Source organism: Clostridium sp. LS, from assembly GCF_002760435.1.
GTDB lineage: Bacteria > Bacillota > Clostridia > Clostridiales > Clostridiaceae > Clostridium.
In genome coordinates this window covers 36774-59003 of the sequence record NZ_AUUU01000043.1, presented here as the reverse complement: position 1 = coordinate 59003, position 22230 = coordinate 36774, and the positions used below count along the sequence as shown (strand labels likewise).

Genomic DNA, 22230 nt, shown 5'->3' with positions numbered 1-22230 from the left:
ACGTTATAAAAATATATATTTTTAGAATAATTAAATTTAGGATAGCAAGCGTTTTTATTAGTTTTAAGGGTTAGTTATTTTGTAAAAATTTTTTATCTATAATAAATATTAATATAAAAGTAATAGAATAATAAATATAACTTAATATTTTTTCTGCTATAATGTACAAGAAATAAATAACAAGGTTTTTGACAACAAACTGAGCATAATAAAGGAGAATAGAAATTATGAAAGTTAAAGCATTTATATCAAAAATTCTAATTTTAACTTTAGTTTTAAGTGTTTTCTTAACATCAGCTCCAAAAGCACCAGCATTTGCAGATTCGTTCAAATCTGTTACACTTGGTGCTGATTTAACGAATGATCAAAAAGAAGAAATGTTGAAATATTTCGGAGTATCTAAAAATGAAGCAAACATTTTAGAAGTTACGTCTAAAGAAGAACACACTTATTTAGCAAAAATAGCATCTGAAGCTCAACTTGGAAATAAGGCAATATCATGTTCATACGTTGAACCAACAGAAAAAGGCGGATTAAATGTAAGTACAAATAATCTTACATGGGTTAATGATGGAATGATAAAAAATGCACTAATTACAGCTGGTATTGATAATGCTAACGTGAAAGCATCAGCACCTTTTCAGGTTTCTGGAACTGCTGCACTTACTGGAATATTAAAAGGCTTTGAAAATAGCAGTACAGGAAAAAAGATTGATGAAAATAAAAAACAAGCTGCCAATGAAGAATTGGTTACAACAGGTGATATTGGACAAAAAATTGGACAAAACGATGCAAGTAATTTAATTAATAATATAAAGAAAGATGTAATTAAAGATAAACCTCAAACAGATAAAGAATTAAATGATATAGTAGATAAGGCTGTCAAAGAGTATAGAGATAAGTTATCAGACCAAGATATAGCTAATATAAAGGCATTAATGAGCAAAATAAATAGCCTGGATCTTAATTACAATAATTTAAAAGCTCAATTAGATGATGTGACTAACCAATTAAAAGACAAATTATCGAGTAAAGAGGCTCAAGGGTTTCTTGCTAAATTACAAAAAATGTTTTCTGATTTCTTAGATTCTATAAAAAAAGCATTTTCAAAATAGAAAAACAACATGTAAAGTAGATTTATGTGCATTTTAACCGAAATTAGGTATATGTGTATTCCGTAGGACTGTGAAAATCTTACTGAAATGTTCTAAAAGTAGAGCAATCTCCTACTAGAAACATTTGGAAGCTTATTTTTAAAGTCCTATTTCATACATATGTACCTAATTTCTTTGGTTAAATATACGTATAAGTCTAGCAAAGGTTGTATATATTTTTATTAAGTATATTCCTAAGGAATACTTAATCATAATTAACCATTATTGAAATTTAAATTATGTAATAATTTATTTTAATTTGATCAAATATAGAAATTATTGTAATAATATGTTAAAATATTAATAAAAGAAAGTTATAGATTTATATTGTTAATAGAAGTGGAGGTGCTACTTATGGATAAAAAGAATTTTAGCAAAAATATGAATTATCCCATTTTTATAGTTGAGAAAGGCGGGATAATTGTTAAGGTTAGTAAACAATTTACCAAGTTGACAGAATATACGCGCGACGAATTACTGAATAATAATATAGGGAAAGTATTTAAAACATTAGGAATCGGTACCGATATTGATATGGAAAATATTAATAATCGAACCGATTATTTTTTATTTAAAAAGTCTTTGGAGGTCGTATTTGTTAAAATCAAGGTGATATACGAAAAAAAGAAAAAAATATATATTTTTTTGGAAAAATCCGGCCTAAACCTTGAAGAAAACTACCCTTTTTTAAACGCATTATTTCTTGATGATTATTATGGAGTAGGGGTATACAGTTCAGATATGACACTGCTTAAAGCCAATGAAAGATATGTTGCTTATAAGGATGAGCCGTTTAACTCTATGGAAAATTGTATAGGAAAGCATATATCAGAGTTTCTGGCTGGTTTTAAAGGAAGTTCGTATGAGGAAATTTGGAACACTGTTCTCCAAACACAACAAACGTATAACATAGATGAGTATATGTACGAAGGACTTGAGCGTGGTACTACTTATTGGAAGCTATCTCTAATTCCACTTTCTGAAGAAAATAATATAAAGTACTACGTTGTAATGGTTGTAGAAATAACTGAACAAGTTTTACATAGAAAAAATGCAGAACAGGCAGCAAAGATTATGAAAGAGCAGAATAAAAAGCTCGAAGCAGTTATTAATAATGTATCAGATGCAATGTTTTTGTTTAACAACGACAATAGCATAACATTATTAAATGATAATTCAAAAAGTTTTGTATATAATATATTGGAGTATAAGAAGCCAGGGCAGGATGGTTATCTTTATAAAAATACTAAATGTTTAGATAAATATGGGAATATCATTGAATATAATGATTTACCAGGAGTCAGGGCAAGAAATGGTGAAAAAATTGAAAATTATTTTATGACTGTGAAAAAAACTAATAAAACATATTACTATAATATAAGTGCCAGCCCTATATATGATGAAAAAGAAAATATTATTTCTGTACTAATATGTGCTCATGATATTACAGAACTTGTAAACAACGAAAAATGGGTGTTAGAACAAAAAGAGCAATTGAGAGCTCTTCTTAATAATATGCAGGATTCTATTTATGTTTTCGATAGTGAAGGGAATAACTTTGTTATGAACAAAGTTGCCAAAGAAGAATTAAAGACTAAATACGGAGGCATAAATAACATATATCAAAATGCAAAGCATTTTGATTTAGATGGAAATGAAATAAAATTAGAGGATATGCCGCAATATCGAATAATAAATGGAGAGATTATCCGAGATTATATTATTAGCTCAAAAGTAGGCAATGTCGATGAATATTTATCAATTAGTGGTTCCCCAGTTTTTGATAATGAAGGAAAGTTCATGTATGGAATTATTTGTAGTAGAGATGTAACTGGTTTTATGAAAAATGAGCAGGCCCTAAAGGAAATTCAGTCAAAACTTTTGCAAGCGGAGCAAGAAAAAAATGAAACGCTGGAGAAAGCATTGGAAATGAAAGATGAGTTTGTTTCTTTTATATCCCATGAATTTAGGACACCCCTTAATGTTATTAATACTGCAATTCAGGCTATAGATCATCTTTGTGGTAAAGAATTATCTGACCAAGTAAAAAAGTATTTAGGAATGATAAAATCAAATACCTTTAGGCAGTTAAGGCTTGTAAATAATCTCTTGGATATTACACGAGCAGATGCGGGAAGAATTAAGATTAACAAAAAGAACATAGATATAGTTTTTCTTACAAAGGCAATAACAGAATCTGTACATACCTATGCCTCTCAAAAGGGGGTTAAACTAACGTTTTCATCATCTATAGAAGAAAGAATTATTGCAATTGATGATGAAAAATATGAAAGAATATTGTTAAATCTTCTTTCAAATGCTATTAAATTTACTCCGAAAGGTAAGTCTATTGCAGTAAAATTAGTTCCAAAAAGAAGCGGTATTTCTATTGAGGTTAAAGACAATGGCATAGGAATACCAAAGGAGAAGGTAGATATAATCTTTGAAAGGTTTGGACAGGTTGACAGTTCATTATCTAAGCAGGCTGAAGGTGCTGGAATAGGACTTTCTCTAGTAAAGAGATTTGTTGAAGCATTGGGGGGAAGTATATCTCTTAAGAGCAGTGTAGGAAGAGGAAGTACTTTTACAGTATTGCTTCCAAAACAAAAAATAATAGAAGAAGATGTGGAAAAAGAGTTGGTTGAATTTTCAGATAACCGTTTAGTACAAACTATCGATGTAGAATTTTCAGATATTTATTTGTAAAAATTAATTGTAATTATTTGGATATTTTTTCGTTATTCTGTAAATATAAAAATGGGGAGAACTTCAGTTTTCTGAAAATTCTCCCTATTATATTAATTCATTTTTATGTTATCAACTAATACTTGTGAATTTAAGGTGATTTGTTCTACTGTTGCAGATACCTCTTCTAAGGAAGCCGCTTGATTAGTAGCTATTTGTCCTAATTCATTTACTGTTTCTATTATTAATTTCATACTATTACTCATATCTGCAAGGGCTGCTGAAATTTTCTTAGAGGATTCACCGCTATTCAATGCCAATTTTCTCATTTCGCCAGCTACAACTGAGAAACCTTTTCCATACTCACCCGCTCTAGAAGATTCTATTGCAGCATTAAGTCCTAGTAGATTGGATTGTTTTGAGATACTTTCAATTAAGGTCACAGCTTCGCTGCTTTCTGCGATTAATTTTTCTGTATTTTTAGTATTATCTACCATATAGTTTAATTTTTCAGATAGTTGAACTGCACTGCTAGCAATTTCTGATACAGTTACATTAGTTTCCTGAAGTGAACTCATTAGTTCTTCAGTAGACGTTTTAATTCTTGAAAAATTTTCAGTACTTGTAGATATACTTATAAATCCAGAAACCTCGCCAGTATCATTTATGGCTGGGATTATAGTGGCTCTTGAATCTACACCATGATCTTTTTTATTATATAAGGTAGTTAATGTTTTCTTTTGCCTATATACCGTATCTATAATGCCTGTTTTTTTCGCTAGTTCAATATCAGCTTCTTGTCCAACATGCATAGGTGCCTTAACGCCTTTACCATCTAAAGAATATATACATCCATTTTTATCACAAATGGCAATTGCTGCATTTCCTCCAAACATTTCGCTTATAATTGGCGCGGATTGAATCAAAGACTCTAAGATTTTTTCCATTATAATACCTCCATATTTCATTAGTAATGTTATAATAATAATATAACACAGCGAAACAACATTTTCTACAAATAACATAATTAAGCAACAATTAAATATAAATTTAGAGGCAGTAATATAATAGTATTATTCTTTACATAAAACTATTATATTACTGCCTCTAATTTATATACTATTTTTGGAATGAAGTAATATTAAATGAATTTATATAAATTGTTATATTATGACTTTTAATTAGAAAATAATTATCTCTGCCTCTTCATTTACCCTTTGAATAGCCCCAATTGTTCTTAAAAGATTACCAATAACAGAATATAAGAAAACAAGAGTTATATTTATATTAGGGCCAATCGTGAAATTGGTTTGGTGTTTTTGAATCATATCATTTATTTCATTAAGTCTGATAAATGCAACTCTAGTATAAATAAGTATGGTAAATACACCAAGGCAACTAGCAAAAGTACCTAATTCACTTGGAGTTGGATGAATAGTAGTATCCTGCTGTTGCTGATCCTGATTCTGTTGCTGCTGATCCTGATTTTGGTTCTGATTTTGATTTGTATTTGTATTTGTGTTTGTATTCTGTTGTTGGTTTTGTTGCTGGGGCTGCATTGCCTTTTGAATTATAAGCTGCTCAGCTTGTCGCGCTGCAACAAGACCAAGTAAAGATGAAAATATATCAACATATGTTGCAGCTATTTCTATTTCTATTAATTCTAAATCTAATATATCATTACCAGTAAAAAATACACCAGCATTTGGTCCTTGATTTTGTCCTTGGTTTGGCCCTTGATTTTGAGTTTGGCCTTGGTCCTGGTTTTGACTTTGATTGGGGTTTTGATTCTGACTTTGGCCGCTACTCCTACTTTGATTCCGCTTCCGTGGCATATTTTCACCTCAAAAAACTACTATATTATAATATATTACATTTAAGGCTTAATGTTCTAATTATATTTTCATTAATATTATGTTCGTTTTAGTGAAATTTCGAATACTTCTTAAGAACGTTTTTACTATAGTTATCATAATATGAGAACTCACATTTATTTAATAATATATTTTAACTTAAATGTAGTGGTGGAAAATTGCACAAGGTATACCATAAATAACTTGAATAGAAGTGATTTTACTATCTTATACTATGGTTAGGAAACATAAAGTTTACTTTATCATAAAGGAAGTGAGAAAAATTGAATAGAAAATTAAAAAGTTTCTTTGCATTAATATTGACCATAGTTATTTTTTTATCCTTTACAGCAAATAATACTATTATAACTAAAGCTGCTGAGGAAAATAATGTACACCTTATTTTAGACTCATTAGATTATAATGATGTCCTTCCTAAAAACTTTCGAAAAACATCAGATTTATCAACTATACAGGACAATAAGGATTTAAATCTTAAGGGGGTGGAGCAACTAAATATTTCTGGAAGTCAGCAATTTTCAGAATATAATCTTCCTATTTTAGTGAAAGCTATAGGAACCTCATTGCCAATAACTGTGGTGGATTTAAGGCAGGAATCACATGGATTTATTAATGGATTTGCAGTAAGCTGGGCAAATTCAAAAAATAATGCTAATGAAGGATTAACAAGGGAACAAGTTTTAGAAGATGAAACTAGTAAGTTAAAAAGTATAAAATTAAATATTCCAATAACATTTTATAATCACCCTGGAAAAATTATTGTGCCAACAAAGGTTCAAGATGAAAATGAATTAGTTAAGACTAAAGATTTATTATATAATCGAATAACTGTCAGAGATGGTGGAATACCTTCAGATGATATGGTTGATTACTTTATAGACTTTGTTAAAACTCAACCTAAAAATTCCTGGCTGCATTTTCATTGTAAAGAAGGTGTAGGAAGAACAACTCTTTTTATGATTATGTATGATATGATAAAAAATTATAAGGAAGTTAATGTAGATGAAATAATAAAGAGACAATTAGCTTTAGCGGGTTTTGATGAAAAAAATATTAGTTCTTTTTATAACAATAAAGAAAAAGTTTCTTTCTTAAATAAATTTTATGATTATTGCAAGGCGAATGGAAATTCTTTCAATTTAAAGTGGAGTGAATGGAATAAAACTGCAGTTACCAGTGCTTCAATAGAGTTTAAAAAAGCTTTATCCTTAAATAAAACTTCCGCATATATAAAGAATGCAGAAATGCCTAAATCATTATGTGTTATTTCTTTAGATTCAATTACGCCAAGTGAAAGAACAATGGTAGCCAGCCTTCAAGGGTTGGTCAACAGCCATTGTTCTTTTCAAATATATACCTTAAATTCTTCTCAGCCTGATTATAAAATATGGTTAGAAGATTTAATAAATAATTATAACATATCTTATAATATGATCTCAGATCCTTGGCAACTGCTAAATATGTACAAAGACTACATAGAAGGATATATACTTTATAGTAATAAAATACCGAAAGATCCATCAATAAATAATGCATGTTCTCTCGCAGCCTTAAGTAAGTCCATAATAATAGACGAAGTTTTAGAGGCTAAAGTAAAGGAACATGATATAAAAATGAAAGGAGATTGCAGAAATACTGATGAAAGCTGGGCATATAATAATTTATGGAACAATGGATTAAACCATTCAACGGTAATAGAACTATCTCCAGAAAGAATTGATCCATTAAGAGATTATGCCATAATGACTAAGTCCTTGGTATTTTACGAAGATAGTGCTCAAAAAACTACTCTCAGAGAAAAGATCTTTTCATCAATGAAAGGAAATGCTATTTGTCTGGGATGGGGACCTGATGAACATATTAATGTAAGCACAGCTTCAAAATGTGGTGTAAGCATTGTTGCAGCAGACTGGGCATATAATTTGTCTACATTGAGTTCTTTTCCATCAATTCCTTTAGAAGCAGTATCATCAATGTCAATTCCCAAAGAAGAAAATGTTCATTATGTAACATTTATAATGTCTGATGGAGATAATTTGCAATGGAATCTAGGAACAAATTACACTTCTACAAAGTGGTTTGGTTATTCTAATAGGGATAAGCTTTCCTTAGGCTGGTCCATGAGTCCAGCATTATATTATTTGGCACCAACTGTTTTTAAAATGTATTATAGAAGCATAGGTAGCGGAAATGTACATAATAACTTTATAGTTTCTCCTTCAGGTAATGGATACATGTATCCAAGTAAATTTGCTAAAAATAAATTAAGTAAATATATCAATTCATTAAATAATTATATGGGGGCAGTGCAAGAAAAGTATGTAGCAGTAATAGATGATTCTTCTTTTTATAATATTAATCTTTGGAACAAGTTTACTGAAATGCCTAATATCTCTGGGTTATTTTATCTTGATTATATAAAGCATGATAATTATCAAGGAAAAATTGTATGGTCCAATAATAAGCCTATCGTTTCGTGTAGAGATTTACTATGGAATTCATTGGAGAGTGAAGATGAGTTAGTGAAGAATATAAATGATAGAATTAACTCAGGTCAAGTAAATGTACATAGCCCTGAAGCCTATTCTTTTGTTTATGTACATGTTTGGAGTAAAGATGTGAGTAATGTTGAAGAAGTTATAAATAAACTTAGGGAAAATTCCAATGTAAGAATAGTTGTGCCTGAAGTATTCATGGAATTAATAAAAGAAAATGTTAGACAAAAAACGAAGGAAAAGCCAATGGCTTTTCCTTCAAACTATAAAATTTGTAGTTTATAACTTATCATTAATATTAAAATCTGTTTTTATCCATGTTGTACCATGAGTACCTATTTTCAAAATATTAAAATTTTTATTTAGATAGCAGGATATAATTTAAAGAATATTGCTCTTGCAATTGGACCGACAATTATAAGTTGAAGTGGCAAGGCGCATATAAAATTTCTTATTAAAGTTATAGCAAAATTAAGAGGGAGTTCACGTGATATACCTTGGTGAATTATTAATGTTATTAAAGATAAAGAAAAACACATACCACATACCATAAAAAAGGATGTAAGTAGGATTTTTTTTATGATTGGAGAATCGTGATTCACCAATTTAGATACAATTGATTTCGCAATTTTACCAACTAAAAACCAATCTACAATTAAAGCTATACAAAAAATAGGAAGGAACCCTATTACAACATCTGTTGTAATAGAACTACTTAATCCATTTCTTAGAATAACATTATATATAGTCATTCCTAAAACCATTAACGTGCAACAAATTAGTGTAAATACGAAATTTTCTTTTTTATTTTTTCCCATTTCAAATCTCCTTTTATAAATAAAATTGTCAACTAAGATTACAATTAAGTATACAATATTGAATATAAAGTGTCAACTTGGTTTACAATGACATTGCATTTAATTTTCATGAATAGTTATTAACACGGTTATAAAGTTATTAAGATTACGGATAAAATGAATATGTAAAAAGGATATTATGGCAATATGAAATACTGTGTAGTATAGTAGTAAGTATTAGAAAGTAAGAGGAGATTTAGTAATGGATGATTATATAAGTGGGTTAAATCTAATAGATTTAGTAAGTTTAAAGCATAAAAAACTTAGAAGAGAAGTTATGGAATTATGGATGAAAAATAATGGAAATGAAATAACAGATACTGAAGCACATATGCTAGGAATGTTGGAAATAAAAAATATGACAATGGCAGAGAGTGCTAGGATGATGAATATATCAAGGCAGGCAGTTCACAAATGTGCAAAAAAGCTCATTGATGAAGGATATATTAAAATGACATCAATTGAAGGAAATAAACGCGATAAGTTAATATCTCTAACTGAAAAAGGTGAAGAATACTGCAACGAAATGATAAAGCTTAAAGAACGAATAGAAGAGCATATTTCTAAAAATATAGGACGCAAAAATGTTGAAATGTTAAAAAGATATCTGAGAGAAGATTGGATAGAAAGTTAGATGGTTATTATAACTTTCCATAGAAAAAAGAGTAGCATGTGCAGGGGTAATGCACATGCTACTCTTTATCACTTTATATTTAACGGGATAAATATTTATGAAAAAAATTTTATCAATCTTTTAAATTTATTATAGTATGGCTATGTGTCAAATTTGTGACAAGTTTGAATTTAAAATATTATTAAGTAAGTTTTGTGAGTTTATACAAAAAACTATTACAGGATACTATATTATCCAAAGCTTTTGATAAAAGAAAATAATGTGTATGTCTAAGGCTTCTAATCATAATCTCTAATAGTAATAGATGAACTCGTTTTATCGAAAGATTTAGGTAATTAAATGGAATTGAATTTTCAACTAGTTTAATGTACACTGACTATTGATTAAAAATTAATTGGTATCAGTTTTTAGTGCAAATTATTATTTGATTTTTAAGTCCTGAAAATATTTACTACTTTACAATTAAAAAGATTACTTTATTAAAAGAAAAGGAGAATCATGAAGAAATTATTTAGTCTTATAATTAGAATTACATTCGGATTTTTATTGTGTGCATGTGGAACTGTTATGGCACTTAATTCACATTTGGGATTAAGTCCATGGGATGTATTCCATCAAGGATTAACAAATATAACAGGATTAACTATTGGACAAGCAAGCATTGCTGTAGGAGTAATTATTGTTATAATAACAAGCATGCTTGGTCTCAAAGTTGGATTAGGAACAATTGCAAATATGATAGTAATCGGATGTTTTATAGATCTTATAATATATACTAAGATTATTCCAGTTTGTAATAACTTATTTACTGGCACACTTATGATGTTAGGTAGTTTGTTTGTTACAGCCTTAGGCAGCTATTTTTATATAGGTTGTGAAATGGGTTGTGGTCCTAGAGATGGTCTTATGATTGCATTAGTAAAACTTACAGGTAAACCAGTAAGTATAATAAGATTTTTTATAGAAGCAGGAGCTTTAGTTATTGGTTGGATGTTGGGAGGATTTGTTGGAATTGGAACACTTGTTACTGCACTTGGAATAGGGTATTGTGTACAACTTGTTTATAAGCTATTTGATTTTGATGTAAAGATACTAAAACACAGAACCATTAAAGAAGGTTTCAAATTTGTTAACGAGTGCATAACTAATTAGATTAATGGTTAGGCACAATCAAATAAATAACAAGCTCATTTGCCAGCCTATTTTCCATCATCCTGCGTCGGCAAATTGATGACCTAATAGGCTCGCTATGAGGGCAATTCGTCTCCTTGCCTGATGAAAAATATACACATTAGAAAGAAGCAGCTATGCTGCATATGATGAACCTTTATGGCAACTTTGGACTTGTTATTTATTTTCATATGCCTTATAGATTCAAGGACAAGCAAATACTTGAAAATTAGTATAAATGCATATATAATAGTATTATATGATATATGTATAGACAGCGATGATAAAAACTACGATTTATAAATTTCTTCAGAGAGCCGATGGTTGGTGAGAATCGGTGAAAGGTTAAGTCTTTCCACTTTTGGAGCTGTATGTGATAAAGCGCAATTAATACTTGTGCCTAAATATAAAGGGTAGTAACCTCTATATTACTAATGAAGTGGCTGATTTATATTTATCAGCAATTTGGGTGGCAACGCGGATTATTCCGTCCCAAGTATATATGTTTATATATTTGGGGCGGTTTTTTATTTTTTAATTCATTATAATAATTTATATTTAACCAGGAGGTAATGAAATGTTAGACATTAAATTCGTAAGGGAAAATCCAGAGATTGTAAAGCAAAACATAAAAAACAAGTTTCAAGATAGTAAGTTAGGTTTAGTTGATGAAGTATTAGAATTGGATATTGAACTTAGAAAAGTTAAGCAAGAAGTAGAAGCTTTAAGGGCTGATAGAAATAAGTTATCAAAACAAATTGGGAGCTTAATGGCTCAAGGTAAAAAAGAAGAAGCTGAGGAAATTAAGAAAAAAGTTAATGCTGATTCAGAAAGAATGGCTGAGTTAGACGTTAAAGAAAAAGAATTAGAAGAAAAAGTTAAAACTATCATGATGACTATTCCAAACATAATAGACCCAAGTGTTCCAATTGGTAAAGATGATAGTGAAAATGTAGAAGTGGAAAAATTTGGTGAACCTGTTGTTCCAGATTTTGAAATTCCATATCATACAGATATAATGGAAAAATTAAGTGGTATTGATTTAGATAGCGCTAGAAAAGTAGCTGGTAATGGTTTTTATTATTTAATGGGAAATATAGCTAGACTTCATTCAGCAGTAATTTCTTATGCTAGAGACTTTATGATAGATAGAGGATTTACATATTGCATTCCACCTTTTATGATTCGTAGCCAAGTTGTGACTGGTGTTATGAGTTTCGCAGAAATGGATGCTATGATGTATAAAATTGAAGGTGAAGATTTATACTTAATCGGAACAAGCGAGCATTCAATGATTGGTAAGTTTATAGATACAATATTACCTGAAACTGCACTTCCTCAAACTTTAACTAGTTACTCACCTTGCTTTAGAAAAGAAAAAGGTGCTCATGGTATAGAAGAAAGAGGAGTATATAGAATTCACCAATTTGAAAAACAAGAAATGATTGTTGTATGTAAACCAGAAGACAGCATGAAGTGGTATGATAAAATGTGGAAAGATACAGTAGATTTATTCCGTTCTTTAGATATACCAGTAAGGACTTTAGAATGTTGTTCAGGTGATTTAGCAGATTTAAAAGTAAAATCAGTGGACGTAGAAGCTTGGTCTCCAAGACAAAAGAAATACTTCGAAGTAGGAAGCTGTTCTAATTTAGGTGATGCACAAGCCCGCCGTTTAAAAATTCGTGTTGACGGCAACGATGGAAAATATTTTGCTCATACATTAAACAATACAGTAGTAGCTCCACCAAGAATGCTTATTGCATTTTTAGAAAATAACTTGAACGAAGATGGTTCAGTAAATATTCCAGTTGCATTGCAACCATATATGGGTGGTATGACTATAATTAAATAATTAAGCTTAGATAAAAAATAAGAGAAGCATGCATAGGGGTAATTATGCATGCTTCTCTTATTTTTTATATATTTATAAGGGTAAATATTTATGAAAAACGTTAAATTATCTCTATAAATAATTATATTAAATCTATGTGTCAGAATTATGACAATATTAGAATTCTTTTCTTTGCTTTCTTTTAAAGTGACATAATAAAATCGTCCATTAATTAAATTTCTTTAAATATAAGAAAGATTCTAAATTTATAAAGAAAAAGCCACAAAATACTTATAAATTAAACATTGGTCCAATGTATTCTTTAAATGGAATACGAACTGCTGCACCTGTTTCATCTAAATTATATGGCGTACCTTCAACTGGATTTTTGCCATAAACTAAATTCATTCCTATAGTATAAATAGCATTGGCCATATCGCGATGATCCTGGACTGCCGTGCCTAACATAAAGCCTTTTGAAATTAAATCTATAGCCTCGGGAACTCCATCTACTCCTACAACTGGAATTACTTTTGTTTTATCGCCCTTGTTATAGCCAAATTTTTGTAATGCTTGAACAGCTCCAATTGCCATAGAATCATCATTTGAAATTATGGCTTCTATTTTGTTACCATATTTTAAAAATAATGATCCAACATCATTTTGAGCATTTTCGGTGTTCCAGTTTAATATCTTTGATGCAAGTTCTTCTGTCTTTATTCCGGCTTCTTGGACAGTTGAAATTGAGAATGTTGATCTATCTAAGGAGGTTTTATTAAACCTTTCCCCGACAAGCATAATATACTGCAATATATTGTCTTTATTTTTATCGATAGATTCTTTATGACTGTTCCACGCATCAACTAGCATTTTCCCTTGCAGAATACCAGCTTGCCTTGAATCTGTTCCTACATACAAGGCTTTTTTGTAAGTTTTAATTCCATCTATTGTAAGAGGTTCTCGATTAAAGAATATTACTGGGATTTCATATTTTGAGATTTTGTTTACAAGTTCAGCTACTTTATTTACTTCAACCATATCTATTAATAAAAGATCAAGGCCTTCTCTAAGTTTTTTGTCTATATCAGCGTTTTGTGTCTCCTGATTAAATTTGGCATCGTAAAAAGTAAATGTAACTTTTCCTTCATTATTTTTTTGAATATCTTCAAAATCTTTACGCAAATCTATAAGATAATCATCAGAAAGATCCTTTGAAAATAAACCTACTCTAACAGGAAGCCTCGGAGAAATATTTGTGTTTATTTCAGTAGCCTTAATGTAGTCATTTCCTATAGTTACAATTACAATAATAAAAATCATAGTTATAGTTGTAAGTTTCGTAAATATTTTCATTTGAATCCTCCAAATTACTTTACTAATAATTTTATTATGTACTTTAATAAAAAGCTTATACCTCTTAATAGTTAGAAAAATGCATACTAAATTCAGATCTTGATCGCAATTTTTTAAGTGAGCAGTAGTATAAACCAATTTGATTTTGGTTAAAAAATAATAACGAAGGTTTTAACAAATAAACTTATATTTAAAAATACACAATAAGGATGGTGAACTAATGAAGAATAGACTTAATCCATACTTAAAGTTGATATCACTAATTGTGGTAACCATAATGATAGGAATGTACTTCACTACATTGAATCTTAAAGGAAAGAGTAAAGCACAGCAAACTATTGGAGCAAAAAATAGTAATAATGATATTATACCTAAGCCTCAAAGTTGTAAAGGGGGCGAAGGAAAATTTGTAATTAATGATGATACTTCAATTTATGTGAAAGGAAATAGTGAACAAGAAACAGAAGAAATCAGTAAAATTGCAGAATTTATAAAAGGAAAGTTAAAGGTAGCGACAGGATATGCGTTAAATATTATTAAAGAAGATAATCCTCCAGCAGGTAATATTTATTTAACGACAATAGGATCAGAAGAAGATAAAGGCGATGAAGGATATAAAATGATAACAAGTCCTAAAAATATTAAAATTATAGCATATAGGCCAAAAGGTATTTCACGAGGAATCCAAACATTAAGACAATTACTGCCGGCAGATATTGAAAAAGAAACTGTAGTTACTGATGTAGAGTGGAGTATTCCAGTTTCTACAATAGATGATAAACCTGAATATGCCTATAGAGGGCTAATGCTTGATGTTGCTAGACACTTTTTTACTATAGATGAAGTTAAACGCCAAATCGATCATGCGGCACAGTATAAAATTAATAAGGTCCATTTGCATCTAAGTGACGATCAGGGTTGGCGTCTAGAAATAAAGAAGTGGCCAGGTTTAACATCTATAGGTGGAAGTACTCAAGTTGGAGGCGGGCCTGGGGGATATTATACTCAAGAAGAGTTTAAAAATTTAGTAGAATATGCAGCCGAGCGATATATTGAAGTAATTCCTGAATTTGATATGCCAGGTCATAGTAATGCAGCACTGGCATCTTATGGATTTTTGAATGAAGATGGTAAAAAGAAACCTTTATATACAGGTATAGAAGTTGGATTTAGTTCCTTTATGACTCATGATGAAAAGACATATGAATTTATTGATGATATTATTAGAGAAGTTTCTGAGATATCACCTTCAAAGTATTTTCATATAGGAGGAGATGAAGCACTTAACACTAAAAAGATAGATTATGATTATTTTGTTGGAAGAGTAGCAAAAATAGTTGAGAAGTATGGAAAAACTCCAATTGGTTGGGATCCAATTGATACATCTCCAGAAATAAGCTCAAGTGTAGTATTACAAAATTGGAAAGATACAAATAACGCAGCTAGAGAAAAAAATATGCCTATTATTATGTCCATAGCAAAAAAAGCTTATTTGGATATGAAATATGATGAAAGTACACCATATGGATTAAATTGGGCTGGATATATTCCAGTAGAAACTGCATATAAATGGGATCCTACTGAATATGCTCCAAAGAAATTACTTTTAGGTATAGAAGCTCCATTATGGACAGAAACAATTCCTGACTCAAAAGCCATGGATTATATGATATATCCAAGATTATTAGGCTATGCTGAAATAGGCTGGACATCACAAAGTGCTAGAAATTGGGACGATTTTAAAAGCAGGCTTGAGACACAAGGAGCAAGGATGAAGAATCAAGGAATAAATTATTATCATGATAAAAGTGTATGGAAATCTGGAAAGGAATGATTGAAAAATATAAATTTAAGGACCTCAACAATAGCATCAAAAGCATTGTTGAGGTGTAGTTGAGTTGCTATATATTTAGGTATAATTTTTTTATCTTAAGATCAAGAAAAAAGAATGTAGTTTAAAATTTTAATATTCTCCTTGATAATCATACTTATCATCATCTTTATTAATATCAGGATGAGAATATTTTATTATTGTAGGTATTCTTTCAGTAAGATTTAATTCATTCTCTCGCTTTATGCTTCTATCACTTGAATTGTAGCTATTTTTTGTACGAAGTTCACTAGGAGTCTGACTTAAATTTCTTGCATAAGAAGAAGGTTCTGATTCTGATGAATGGATATCTGTTAATTTATTTGTATCGTAATCTCCTGGCGTTGGAGTATAAGGTGTTCTTTCTTTGCTCACAATGATCACTCCTAACATAATAAGTTTAAATTGTGTTTATAGTATCCAGTATTTTAAACTAAAACATAATTTAATTACATCAGTATTATTTGAAGAAATAGGACTATTAATACGTGGAATATTTTCTAATTAAGATTGTATATTTTTTAATTCTTCAACTAGCTTAAAAACTTCTTCATCAGTAGTTTGTTCGAAATTTTTATAATATGGACCTACTGCATAAAATTCATCAGGTATAAGCAGGCATATAACTTCATCTACAATTTCCTTCAGCTTAAATATAGTATCCTTGGGCGCTACTGGCACAGCTAAGATAATTTTTTCTGCATCATGCTTTTTTATAGACTGTATAGCAGCTTGTATTGTAAAGCCAGTTGCAATTCCATCATCAATAATTATTACTGTTCTATTTTCTACATGAGGAAAATCTTCATTCCCTTTATATTTTATTAATCGTCTTTTAATTTCGTCTGTTTGTTCAAATATTTCATTTTTTATATACTCATCAGATATATTTAACATATCTACGTATTCTTCATTTAAAAGATAAGTTCCATCTAGAGCCACGGCACCAATAGCGATTTCTTTATTATGAGGTAATCCAATTTTTCTTGGAATAATTAAATCCCAATCAAATTTAAATTTTTTAATAGTCTCATAAGCCGTAATGATTCCACCTCTTGGAATAGCAAGAATAATAGGATTTTCATTTTTAAATTTTTCAAGTTCAATTGAAAGTTTTTTTCCTGCATCTTCTCTATCTTTAAACATATTATCATCTCTCCCGTAACCCAATATGGAGTATTTTGAGTTAAAATTATTGATTATTCAATAGATATTTTTAGAACACCTCAGCAGTGAAATCGCTGAGGTGAACTTAGATTATTTATATTTAAGGTCTAGAAGTTATATTATTTGGATTTATATCATTTGAGCCATGAGTATATTTTGAACGCGGTTCATGACTTTTAACGTATCGTATCTTTTCTGAATCAAGGGAAGGATCATCCTCATATGAATGTATATCAATCATTTTTTCTGTATCATAGACTTCTGGAATTGGTCCTTCTGTTATTTTTTCTTTGCCCATAAAATCACTCCTGACATAATAAATTTTAATATCCAAAACATATAATAACTAAATTAAGTTTCGTTATATCATTATTATTAAGATAAACAGGCTTATTAATACGTGAAATAATTGAGAATTAAGAGAAAAATAGTAAAGTTATTATAAATTTTTGATGAAATTATAATAATAAAACCTAGTGCGCATTAAGTTTATACTTATATTCAGCATAAGATGATTTAAACTAGAAATACACCTTTAGATAGATAGACAGTGTATTTTATGTTTGTTAAAATATTAGAATATAATTAATGCATATGAATTTAGGATCATAGTTAAGTGATTTTTATGTAGGAAGTGAAATTATTTGAAATTTAAAGATAGGATACTAGGCTTGCATTTTTACAGTGTCTTTGCAATTATTGCTTTTATATTTATATATCATCGAGTTTTTGAGAATGTTAGAGGAATGCCTTTAATTGTTTGTATAGTGATATTATTTTTTGAAATAGTTTTAATTTGGTCTAAGAAAACAAAATGGAATAGTATGACGTACATTTGTATTTCTATATTTATAATTGCAATGGGAATGATTCTTCAGTATTGTTATGGCGTCGAAGCTTCAACAATATTATGGCCTTTAATATGGGCTTTTGGAGTTATGCCAGGGACTTATAATAATTTATCGGTTGTGCTCGCATTTTTAACTACAGTTCTTATTCTAATAATGTCTTACACTTTTCCATTTCCATTTGGAACATTGTTTAATTTAGTAGGTGTATATTTAGGTATACGAAGTATTAGAATCAGGCAGGAGGCATACCGTACCAGTCAGTTGCATTTAAGTGAATTGAACAAGGCCCATAGAGAGCTGCAGGAAGCTCACGCTGAACTTCAAGAAGCGTCTGTATATTCAATGAGATATGCAGCATTGGAGGAAAGAACAAGGCTTGCTCGTGAAATTCACGATGGAATTGGCCATCAGCTTACTTCACTTATAGTGCAACTGCAAGCTCTGGAGATTATGCTTCCTCAAGATCCAGGAAAAGCATCTGAATTAGTATCACAATTGCTTAAAATATCAAGGCAGACAATGGCTGAAGTACGCGTGGCGGTGAAAGAATGGTCTGATGATGAGATGGGACTTGGTTTGATAGCATTGAAAGGACTTATTTCACAAACACAAGCGCGTTCAGCAATTCAATTTAGTTTTATTCAGGAATCAGAGATTACAGAATGGCCAATTGAGATTAGTATTGTTTTGTATAGAATACTTCAAGAATCATTGACTAATATTTTACGTCACTCTAATGCAATATCTGTTGAGGTGCGAATAAAGGAAACAAATGATCAGGTTGTCTTAATAGTATCTGATAATGGTCGGTACACAGAAAATACACCATTAACACCAGGTTTCGGAATTAAGGGAATTATGGAACGATGTAAATTACAAGGTGGGACTTGTAACATTATTCCTGAAAGACCACATGGTCTTCGTGTGGAAGTTATTCTCCCGATAGAGAATATATAAAGATTAGATTTATAAAGTAATTTTAATGCATATGGAGGAAACCTTAAATGGATTTAAATAGTAAAATTAGAGTAGTGCTTGCTGATGATCAGCCAATAATTCTACAAGGACTACGTTATATTATTGATGCCCAGTCTGATATGGAAGTAGTTGGTGAAGCATCAGATGGTGAAAACGTAATAAATATCGTATTAAACACTAAGCCAGATGTTGTATTGATGGATATACAAATGCCTAATCGCACTGGTATAGAAGCTACAAGTACAATATTGAATTCGCTGCCAAATGTAAAAATTGTCTTGCTCACAACTTTTGATGTTCAAGAATATGTTTTTGACGGAATTCGTGCTGGTGCTGTTGGCTATTTGCTTAAAGATACGAATACTAAGGAACTTTTAGATGGAATTCGCTGGGTTCATCAAGGTCAAGCGATTTATAGAACTGCCACTGCCAGCAAAGCTTTAGCTGAAGCCATAGCAAGTGAAAAAAGTGATATTGGAGGCATTTATAACAATCAGCTTGAACTGCATGAGCCCTTAACTGAGCGTGAGATTGATGTATTGCAGCAAATAGCTTATGGACGTCGTAATTCAGGAATAGCTGATATTCTGCACATCTCACAAGGAACAGTAAAAACTCATGTTCACCGAATTATTCAGAAGTTAGGAGTTGAAGAACGCACTCAAGCTGTAGTATTTGCTATACGTAATGGTATTGTGAAGTAGAATTCATGTAGGTATATCTATAGATATACCTATTTCTTTTAAAAATCATCCATAGGGTAGACGAAATGATTCTGATTCGCCTGTATAATGTTTCGCATAGGTATCCAATAATTAAAATTGAATTTTAGGTGGAGGATGAATTAAAAATGAACACAAATCAGATAATTACTACATTTATAAGTGTAACATTAATCATTTATGCAATATTTCGTCAGTTATCAGAACGTAGAGTGAAGATACTTAATTTTATTATTTTCCCAATATTTGCAGCGTATGAATCCTATCAATTATTTCCCGGATTCATAATCCCTTTCAATCAGATTATTGAATTACTTCTAATAATTCTTATTGGGCTATTAGCAGGGGTGATTCAAGCTCACTATACAAAAGTATATTATAAAGGCAATCAGCTTTATATGCGTGGAGGCAAGGAAACACTTATTGCATGGATAGCAATGATATTCTTTAGATATATCGTCAGAGCTCTTTTTCAGGGAAGCAACTCATTTACATCATTCAAAAGTACTGGGTGGATATTATTTGCTGGAGTAGCTGTAGTCTTCGCTTTCAAAAGTATAATATTATTTTTAAAACATGAGGAAGTTAGACAGTTTTTTGAAGAAAGACTGATTAATGGACATAGTAAAATCAAGAGTTAATAAATAAAAAAAGAAGTATCTAGCTTTAAACAAATAGATTCATGGTCAAAGCAAAATTAGCATAAAATTTTATTAAAAACAGCAATAAGTATAATTCTTTTATCTTGTAGCTGTTTTTATTATGTGCATAAATTAATAAACAATGGTACATTTTCATAGTAAAAAAGATGTATAATATGATTTAGAATTATACTTTAAACGAAGGAAAGGAAATATTAAATATGAATTTATACAGTAAATACTTTAAAAAGTATAAAGTTCCATTCAGTATAGCTGTATCATGTGTTGCTTTTGAGGCATTTTGTGATTTGCTTGGGCCTACACTTATGTCAAATATTATTAATACTGGAATTGAACAAGGCGCACTTTCAAAGGTCTATTACTGGGGAATGCTCATGCTCATAGTAACTGGCGTTGGAGCATGTTTCGCCGTTACTCGAAATATATTAGCTAGCAAGGTATCTCAGCATATGGGGGCAGATTTACGGTATGATTTGTTTCAAAAGATTGTATATTTTTCAGAAGTAAGTGCTGATAAGATAGAAAGTGGTTCACTTATTACACGTATGACAAATGATACAGCACAAGTGGTACTATTTGTTAATGGAATTATGAGAATCTTTTTAAAAGCACCTATTACATGTGTTGGAAGCATAGTACTTGCAACTTTGCTTAATTTTAGATTAAGCCTTATTATTTATGGGGTTGTACTTGTGGTTGCTATTCTTATTACATTAAGTATGAGGTTAAGCTATCCTCGTTTTTATGAATTGCAAAAAGCTATGGATAAGGTAAATTCTATTGTGCAGGAATATCTTATTGGTGTACGCTTAGTAAAGGCTTTTGGAACATATGATAAAGAAAGTGATAAATTTGAAAATGCAAATTCAAATTTAATGGAAAAAGGTGTGTCATCTCAAATGATTATTACATTAATATCACCACTTATGACACTTACAGTCGGAATTGGTACAGTAGTTGTAATTCTTAGTGGAAGCATATTGTTTTCTTCAAGCATTGCAAATCCAGGAGATATTTCTGCATTTACAATTTACATGGCACAAATTCTGACATCCTTAATTATGATAACTAATATATTTAATACTTTTGTACGAACAAAGGCTTCAACTGCCCGTATTAAGGAAGTGCTTGATTGTGATGAAGATTTTTCTAATAGTGGTGAAGCAATAAAATTGAATGGTGACATTGAATTTAAAAATGTGGCATTTGCTTATCCTAATGGAAGTGGAGTGCCCGCGCTAAAGGATTTATCATTTTCTATTAAAAGTGGACAAAGTTTAGCAATAATTGGGCCGACAGGCAGTGGCAAATCAACTATTGCTTGGCTGCTTTTGAGATTTTATGATGTAGACAGTGGAGAAATTTTAATTAATGGTTGTAATATTAAGAGTTTAAATGTAGACTCTGTCCGCAAAAATATTGCTATTGTACCTCAAAAACCAATGCTTTTCTCAGGGTCTATTGCTGAAAATATTAGATGGGGAAATAATAAAGCTGATAATGAGATGTTACATGAGGCTGCAAATAAGGCACAAGCGGATTTTATTAGTAATATGAATGATGGTTATGAGAGTCTTTTAGGAAGTGCAGGAGTTAATATCTCAGGTGGGCAAAAACAGCGTATTTCAATAGCTCGTGGAATACTTAAAGATTCTTCTGTACTTATATTAGATGATGCAACTAGTGCACTAGATGCAGTAACTGAAGCTAAAGTTAGAGGGAACTTGAATTCAAAAAAAAGAAACCAAACTATAATCACAATTACTCAACGTTGTGGGACAGCTATGTTTGCGGATAAAATCTTAGTTATAGATAATGGAGTTAGAGTTGGATATGGAACACATGATGAACTTATGGAGAATTGTGAGATATACCAAGATATATATAAAACACAAATAGAAAGCAGCAAGGAGGGATAGGAAAT

General features: G+C 30.3%; 18 protein-coding genes and 1 other annotated feature. Of the genes, 11 read left to right on the top strand and 7 right to left on the bottom strand.

The genetic code is table 11. The annotated features are described in order from the left end of the window. Positions 1-227: 227 nt before the first annotated feature. Positions 228-1115 carry a DUF1002 domain-containing protein gene (locus COL3_RS11515; RefSeq protein ID WP_008419482.1) on the top strand — a complete coding sequence of 296 codons (888 nt, stop codon included), beginning with the start codon at positions 228-230 and terminating at the stop codon, positions 1113-1115. A 393-nt stretch (positions 1116-1508) separates the two neighbouring features. Next, complete coding sequence (locus COL3_RS11510; RefSeq protein WP_008419483.1) at positions 1509-3860, top strand: PAS domain-containing sensor histidine kinase; 2352 nt, start codon at positions 1509-1511, stop codon at positions 3858-3860. A 92-nt stretch (positions 3861-3952) separates the two neighbouring features. Here the strand turns inward: COL3_RS11510 and COL3_RS11505 are convergent, their stop codons facing one another. Together COL3_RS11505 and COL3_RS11500 are read right to left on the bottom strand one after the other, a co-directional pair. After that, positions 3953-4786: a methyl-accepting chemotaxis protein gene (locus COL3_RS11505; protein WP_008419484.1), complete on the bottom strand. Its 834-nt coding sequence runs from the start codon at positions 4784-4786 to the stop codon at positions 3953-3955. A 234-nt stretch (positions 4787-5020) separates the two neighbouring features. Continuing rightward, positions 5021-5674, bottom strand: coding sequence for a hypothetical protein (locus tag COL3_RS11500; RefSeq protein WP_008419485.1), 654 nt, complete (start codon positions 5672-5674; stop codon positions 5021-5023). Between the two features lie 344 nt (positions 5675-6018). Between COL3_RS11500 and COL3_RS11495 the strand changes: the two genes are divergently transcribed. After that, positions 6019-8493 carry a GxGYxYP domain-containing protein gene (locus tag COL3_RS11495; protein WP_242982122.1) on the top strand — a complete coding sequence of 825 codons (2475 nt, stop codon included), beginning with the start codon at positions 6019-6021 and terminating at the stop codon, positions 8491-8493. 77 nt (positions 8494-8570) lie between these two features. Here COL3_RS11495 and COL3_RS11490 read toward each other — a convergent pair whose 3' ends face one another. Continuing rightward, a complete protein-coding gene (locus tag COL3_RS11490; RefSeq protein WP_008419487.1) occupies positions 8571-9026 on the bottom strand; it encodes a DUF2798 domain-containing protein in 456 nt (151 codons plus the stop codon). Between the two features lie 241 nt (positions 9027-9267). Here COL3_RS11490 and COL3_RS11485 point away from each other — a divergent pair, with 241 nt between their 5' ends. The 3 genes from COL3_RS11485 (at position 9268) to serS (ending at position 12724) form a co-directional block, all read left to right on the top strand. Next, positions 9268-9699, top strand: a complete 432-nt coding sequence (locus COL3_RS11485; protein WP_008419488.1) for a MarR family transcriptional regulator — start codon at positions 9268-9270, stop codon at positions 9697-9699. Positions 9700-10197: 498 nt separating this feature from the next. Next, on the top strand, positions 10198-10851 hold the full coding sequence (locus tag COL3_RS11480) for a membrane protein (RefSeq protein WP_008419490.1): 654 nt from the start codon (positions 10198-10200) through the stop codon (positions 10849-10851). Between the two features lie 289 nt (positions 10852-11140). Then, positions 11141-11367 (top strand) — a binding site (T-box leader). 79 nt (positions 11368-11446) lie between these two features. After that, positions 11447-12724, top strand: a complete 1278-nt coding sequence (gene serS, locus COL3_RS11475) for a serine--tRNA ligase (RefSeq protein WP_008419491.1) — start codon at positions 11447-11449, stop codon at positions 12722-12724. A gap of 270 nt (positions 12725-12994) precedes the next feature. Here the strand turns inward: serS and COL3_RS11470 are convergent, their stop codons facing one another. After that, complete coding sequence (locus COL3_RS11470) at positions 12995-14056, bottom strand: galactose ABC transporter substrate-binding protein (RefSeq protein ID WP_008419493.1); 1062 nt, start codon at positions 14054-14056, stop codon at positions 12995-12997. A gap of 220 nt (positions 14057-14276) precedes the next feature. Here COL3_RS11470 and COL3_RS11465 point away from each other — a divergent pair, with 220 nt between their 5' ends. Beyond that, positions 14277-15890: a beta-N-acetylhexosaminidase gene (locus COL3_RS11465; RefSeq protein ID WP_008419495.1), complete on the top strand. Its 1614-nt coding sequence runs from the start codon at positions 14277-14279 to the stop codon at positions 15888-15890. Between the two features lie 129 nt (positions 15891-16019). On the opposite strand, the gene COL3_RS11460 is transcribed toward COL3_RS11465, so the two are convergent. The 3 genes from COL3_RS11460 to COL3_RS11450 all read right to left on the bottom strand — a co-directional run bounded on the left by COL3_RS11460 (position 16020) and on the right by COL3_RS11450 (position 17391). Beyond that, positions 16020-16301: a hypothetical protein gene (locus COL3_RS11460; protein ID WP_008419497.1), complete on the bottom strand. Its 282-nt coding sequence runs from the start codon at positions 16299-16301 to the stop codon at positions 16020-16022. A 129-nt stretch (positions 16302-16430) separates the two neighbouring features. Next, entirely contained in the window at positions 16431-17072 is a 642-nt protein-coding gene (locus COL3_RS11455; RefSeq protein ID WP_008419498.1) for a phosphoribosyltransferase family protein, read from the bottom strand. Positions 17073-17193: 121 nt separating this feature from the next. Continuing rightward, the gene (locus COL3_RS11450) at positions 17194-17391 is read right to left on the bottom strand and encodes a hypothetical protein (RefSeq protein WP_008419500.1); all 198 of its coding nucleotides are present in this window, start codon (positions 17389-17391) and stop codon (positions 17194-17196) included. A 346-nt stretch (positions 17392-17737) separates the two neighbouring features. Between COL3_RS11450 and COL3_RS11445 the strand changes: the two genes are divergently transcribed. The 4 genes from COL3_RS11445 to COL3_RS11430 all read left to right on the top strand — a co-directional run bounded on the left by COL3_RS11445 (position 17738) and on the right by COL3_RS11430 (position 22225). Next, positions 17738-18901: a sensor histidine kinase gene (locus COL3_RS11445; protein WP_008419503.1), complete on the top strand. Its 1164-nt coding sequence runs from the start codon at positions 17738-17740 to the stop codon at positions 18899-18901. 47 nt (positions 18902-18948) lie between these two features. Then, positions 18949-19626, top strand: coding sequence for a response regulator transcription factor (locus COL3_RS11440; protein ID WP_008419505.1), 678 nt, complete (start codon positions 18949-18951; stop codon positions 19624-19626). A 146-nt stretch (positions 19627-19772) separates the two neighbouring features. Next, a complete protein-coding gene (locus tag COL3_RS11435; protein WP_008419508.1) occupies positions 19773-20285 on the top strand; it encodes a DUF1453 family protein in 513 nt (170 codons plus the stop codon). A gap of 221 nt (positions 20286-20506) precedes the next feature. Then, on the top strand, positions 20507-22225 hold the full coding sequence (locus COL3_RS11430) for an ABC transporter ATP-binding protein (protein ID WP_008419511.1): 1719 nt from the start codon (positions 20507-20509) through the stop codon (positions 22223-22225). Positions 22226-22230: the final 5 nt, after the last annotated feature.

What these genes read in the sequence shown, in the direction of transcription:
- COL3_RS11515 (WP_008419482.1), top strand. Translation starts at nt 228, where the DNA reads ATGAAAGTTAAAGCATTTATATCAAAAATTCTAATTTTAACTTTAGTT.
- COL3_RS11510 (WP_008419483.1), top strand. Translation starts at nt 1,509, where the DNA reads ATGGATAAAAAGAATTTTAGCAAAAATATGAATTATCCCATTTTTATA.
- COL3_RS11505 (WP_008419484.1), bottom strand. Translation starts at nt 4,786, where the DNA reads ATGGAAAAAATCTTAGAGTCTTTGATTCAATCCGCGCCAATTATAAGC.
- COL3_RS11500 (WP_008419485.1), bottom strand. Translation starts at nt 5,674, where the DNA reads ATGCCACGGAAGCGGAATCAAAGTAGGAGTAGCGGCCAAAGTCAGAAT.
- COL3_RS11490 (WP_008419487.1), bottom strand. Translation starts at nt 9,026, where the DNA reads ATGGGAAAAAATAAAAAAGAAAATTTCGTATTTACACTAATTTGTTGC.
- COL3_RS11485 (WP_008419488.1), top strand. Translation starts at nt 9,268, where the DNA reads ATGGATGATTATATAAGTGGGTTAAATCTAATAGATTTAGTAAGTTTA.
- COL3_RS11480 (WP_008419490.1), top strand. Translation starts at nt 10,198, where the DNA reads ATGAAGAAATTATTTAGTCTTATAATTAGAATTACATTCGGATTTTTA.
- serS (WP_008419491.1), top strand. Translation starts at nt 11,447, where the DNA reads ATGTTAGACATTAAATTCGTAAGGGAAAATCCAGAGATTGTAAAGCAA.
- COL3_RS11470 (WP_008419493.1), bottom strand. Translation starts at nt 14,056, where the DNA reads ATGAAAATATTTACGAAACTTACAACTATAACTATGATTTTTATTATT.
- COL3_RS11465 (WP_008419495.1), top strand. Translation starts at nt 14,277, where the DNA reads ATGAAGAATAGACTTAATCCATACTTAAAGTTGATATCACTAATTGTG.
- COL3_RS11455 (WP_008419498.1), bottom strand. Translation starts at nt 17,072, where the DNA reads ATGTTTAAAGATAGAGAAGATGCAGGAAAAAAACTTTCAATTGAACTT.
- COL3_RS11450 (WP_008419500.1), bottom strand. Translation starts at nt 17,391, where the DNA reads ATGGGCAAAGAAAAAATAACAGAAGGACCAATTCCAGAAGTCTATGAT.
- COL3_RS11440 (WP_008419505.1), top strand. Translation starts at nt 18,949, where the DNA reads ATGGATTTAAATAGTAAAATTAGAGTAGTGCTTGCTGATGATCAGCCA.
- COL3_RS11435 (WP_008419508.1), top strand. Translation starts at nt 19,773, where the DNA reads ATGAACACAAATCAGATAATTACTACATTTATAAGTGTAACATTAATC.
- COL3_RS11430 (WP_008419511.1), top strand. Translation starts at nt 20,507, where the DNA reads ATGAATTTATACAGTAAATACTTTAAAAAGTATAAAGTTCCATTCAGT.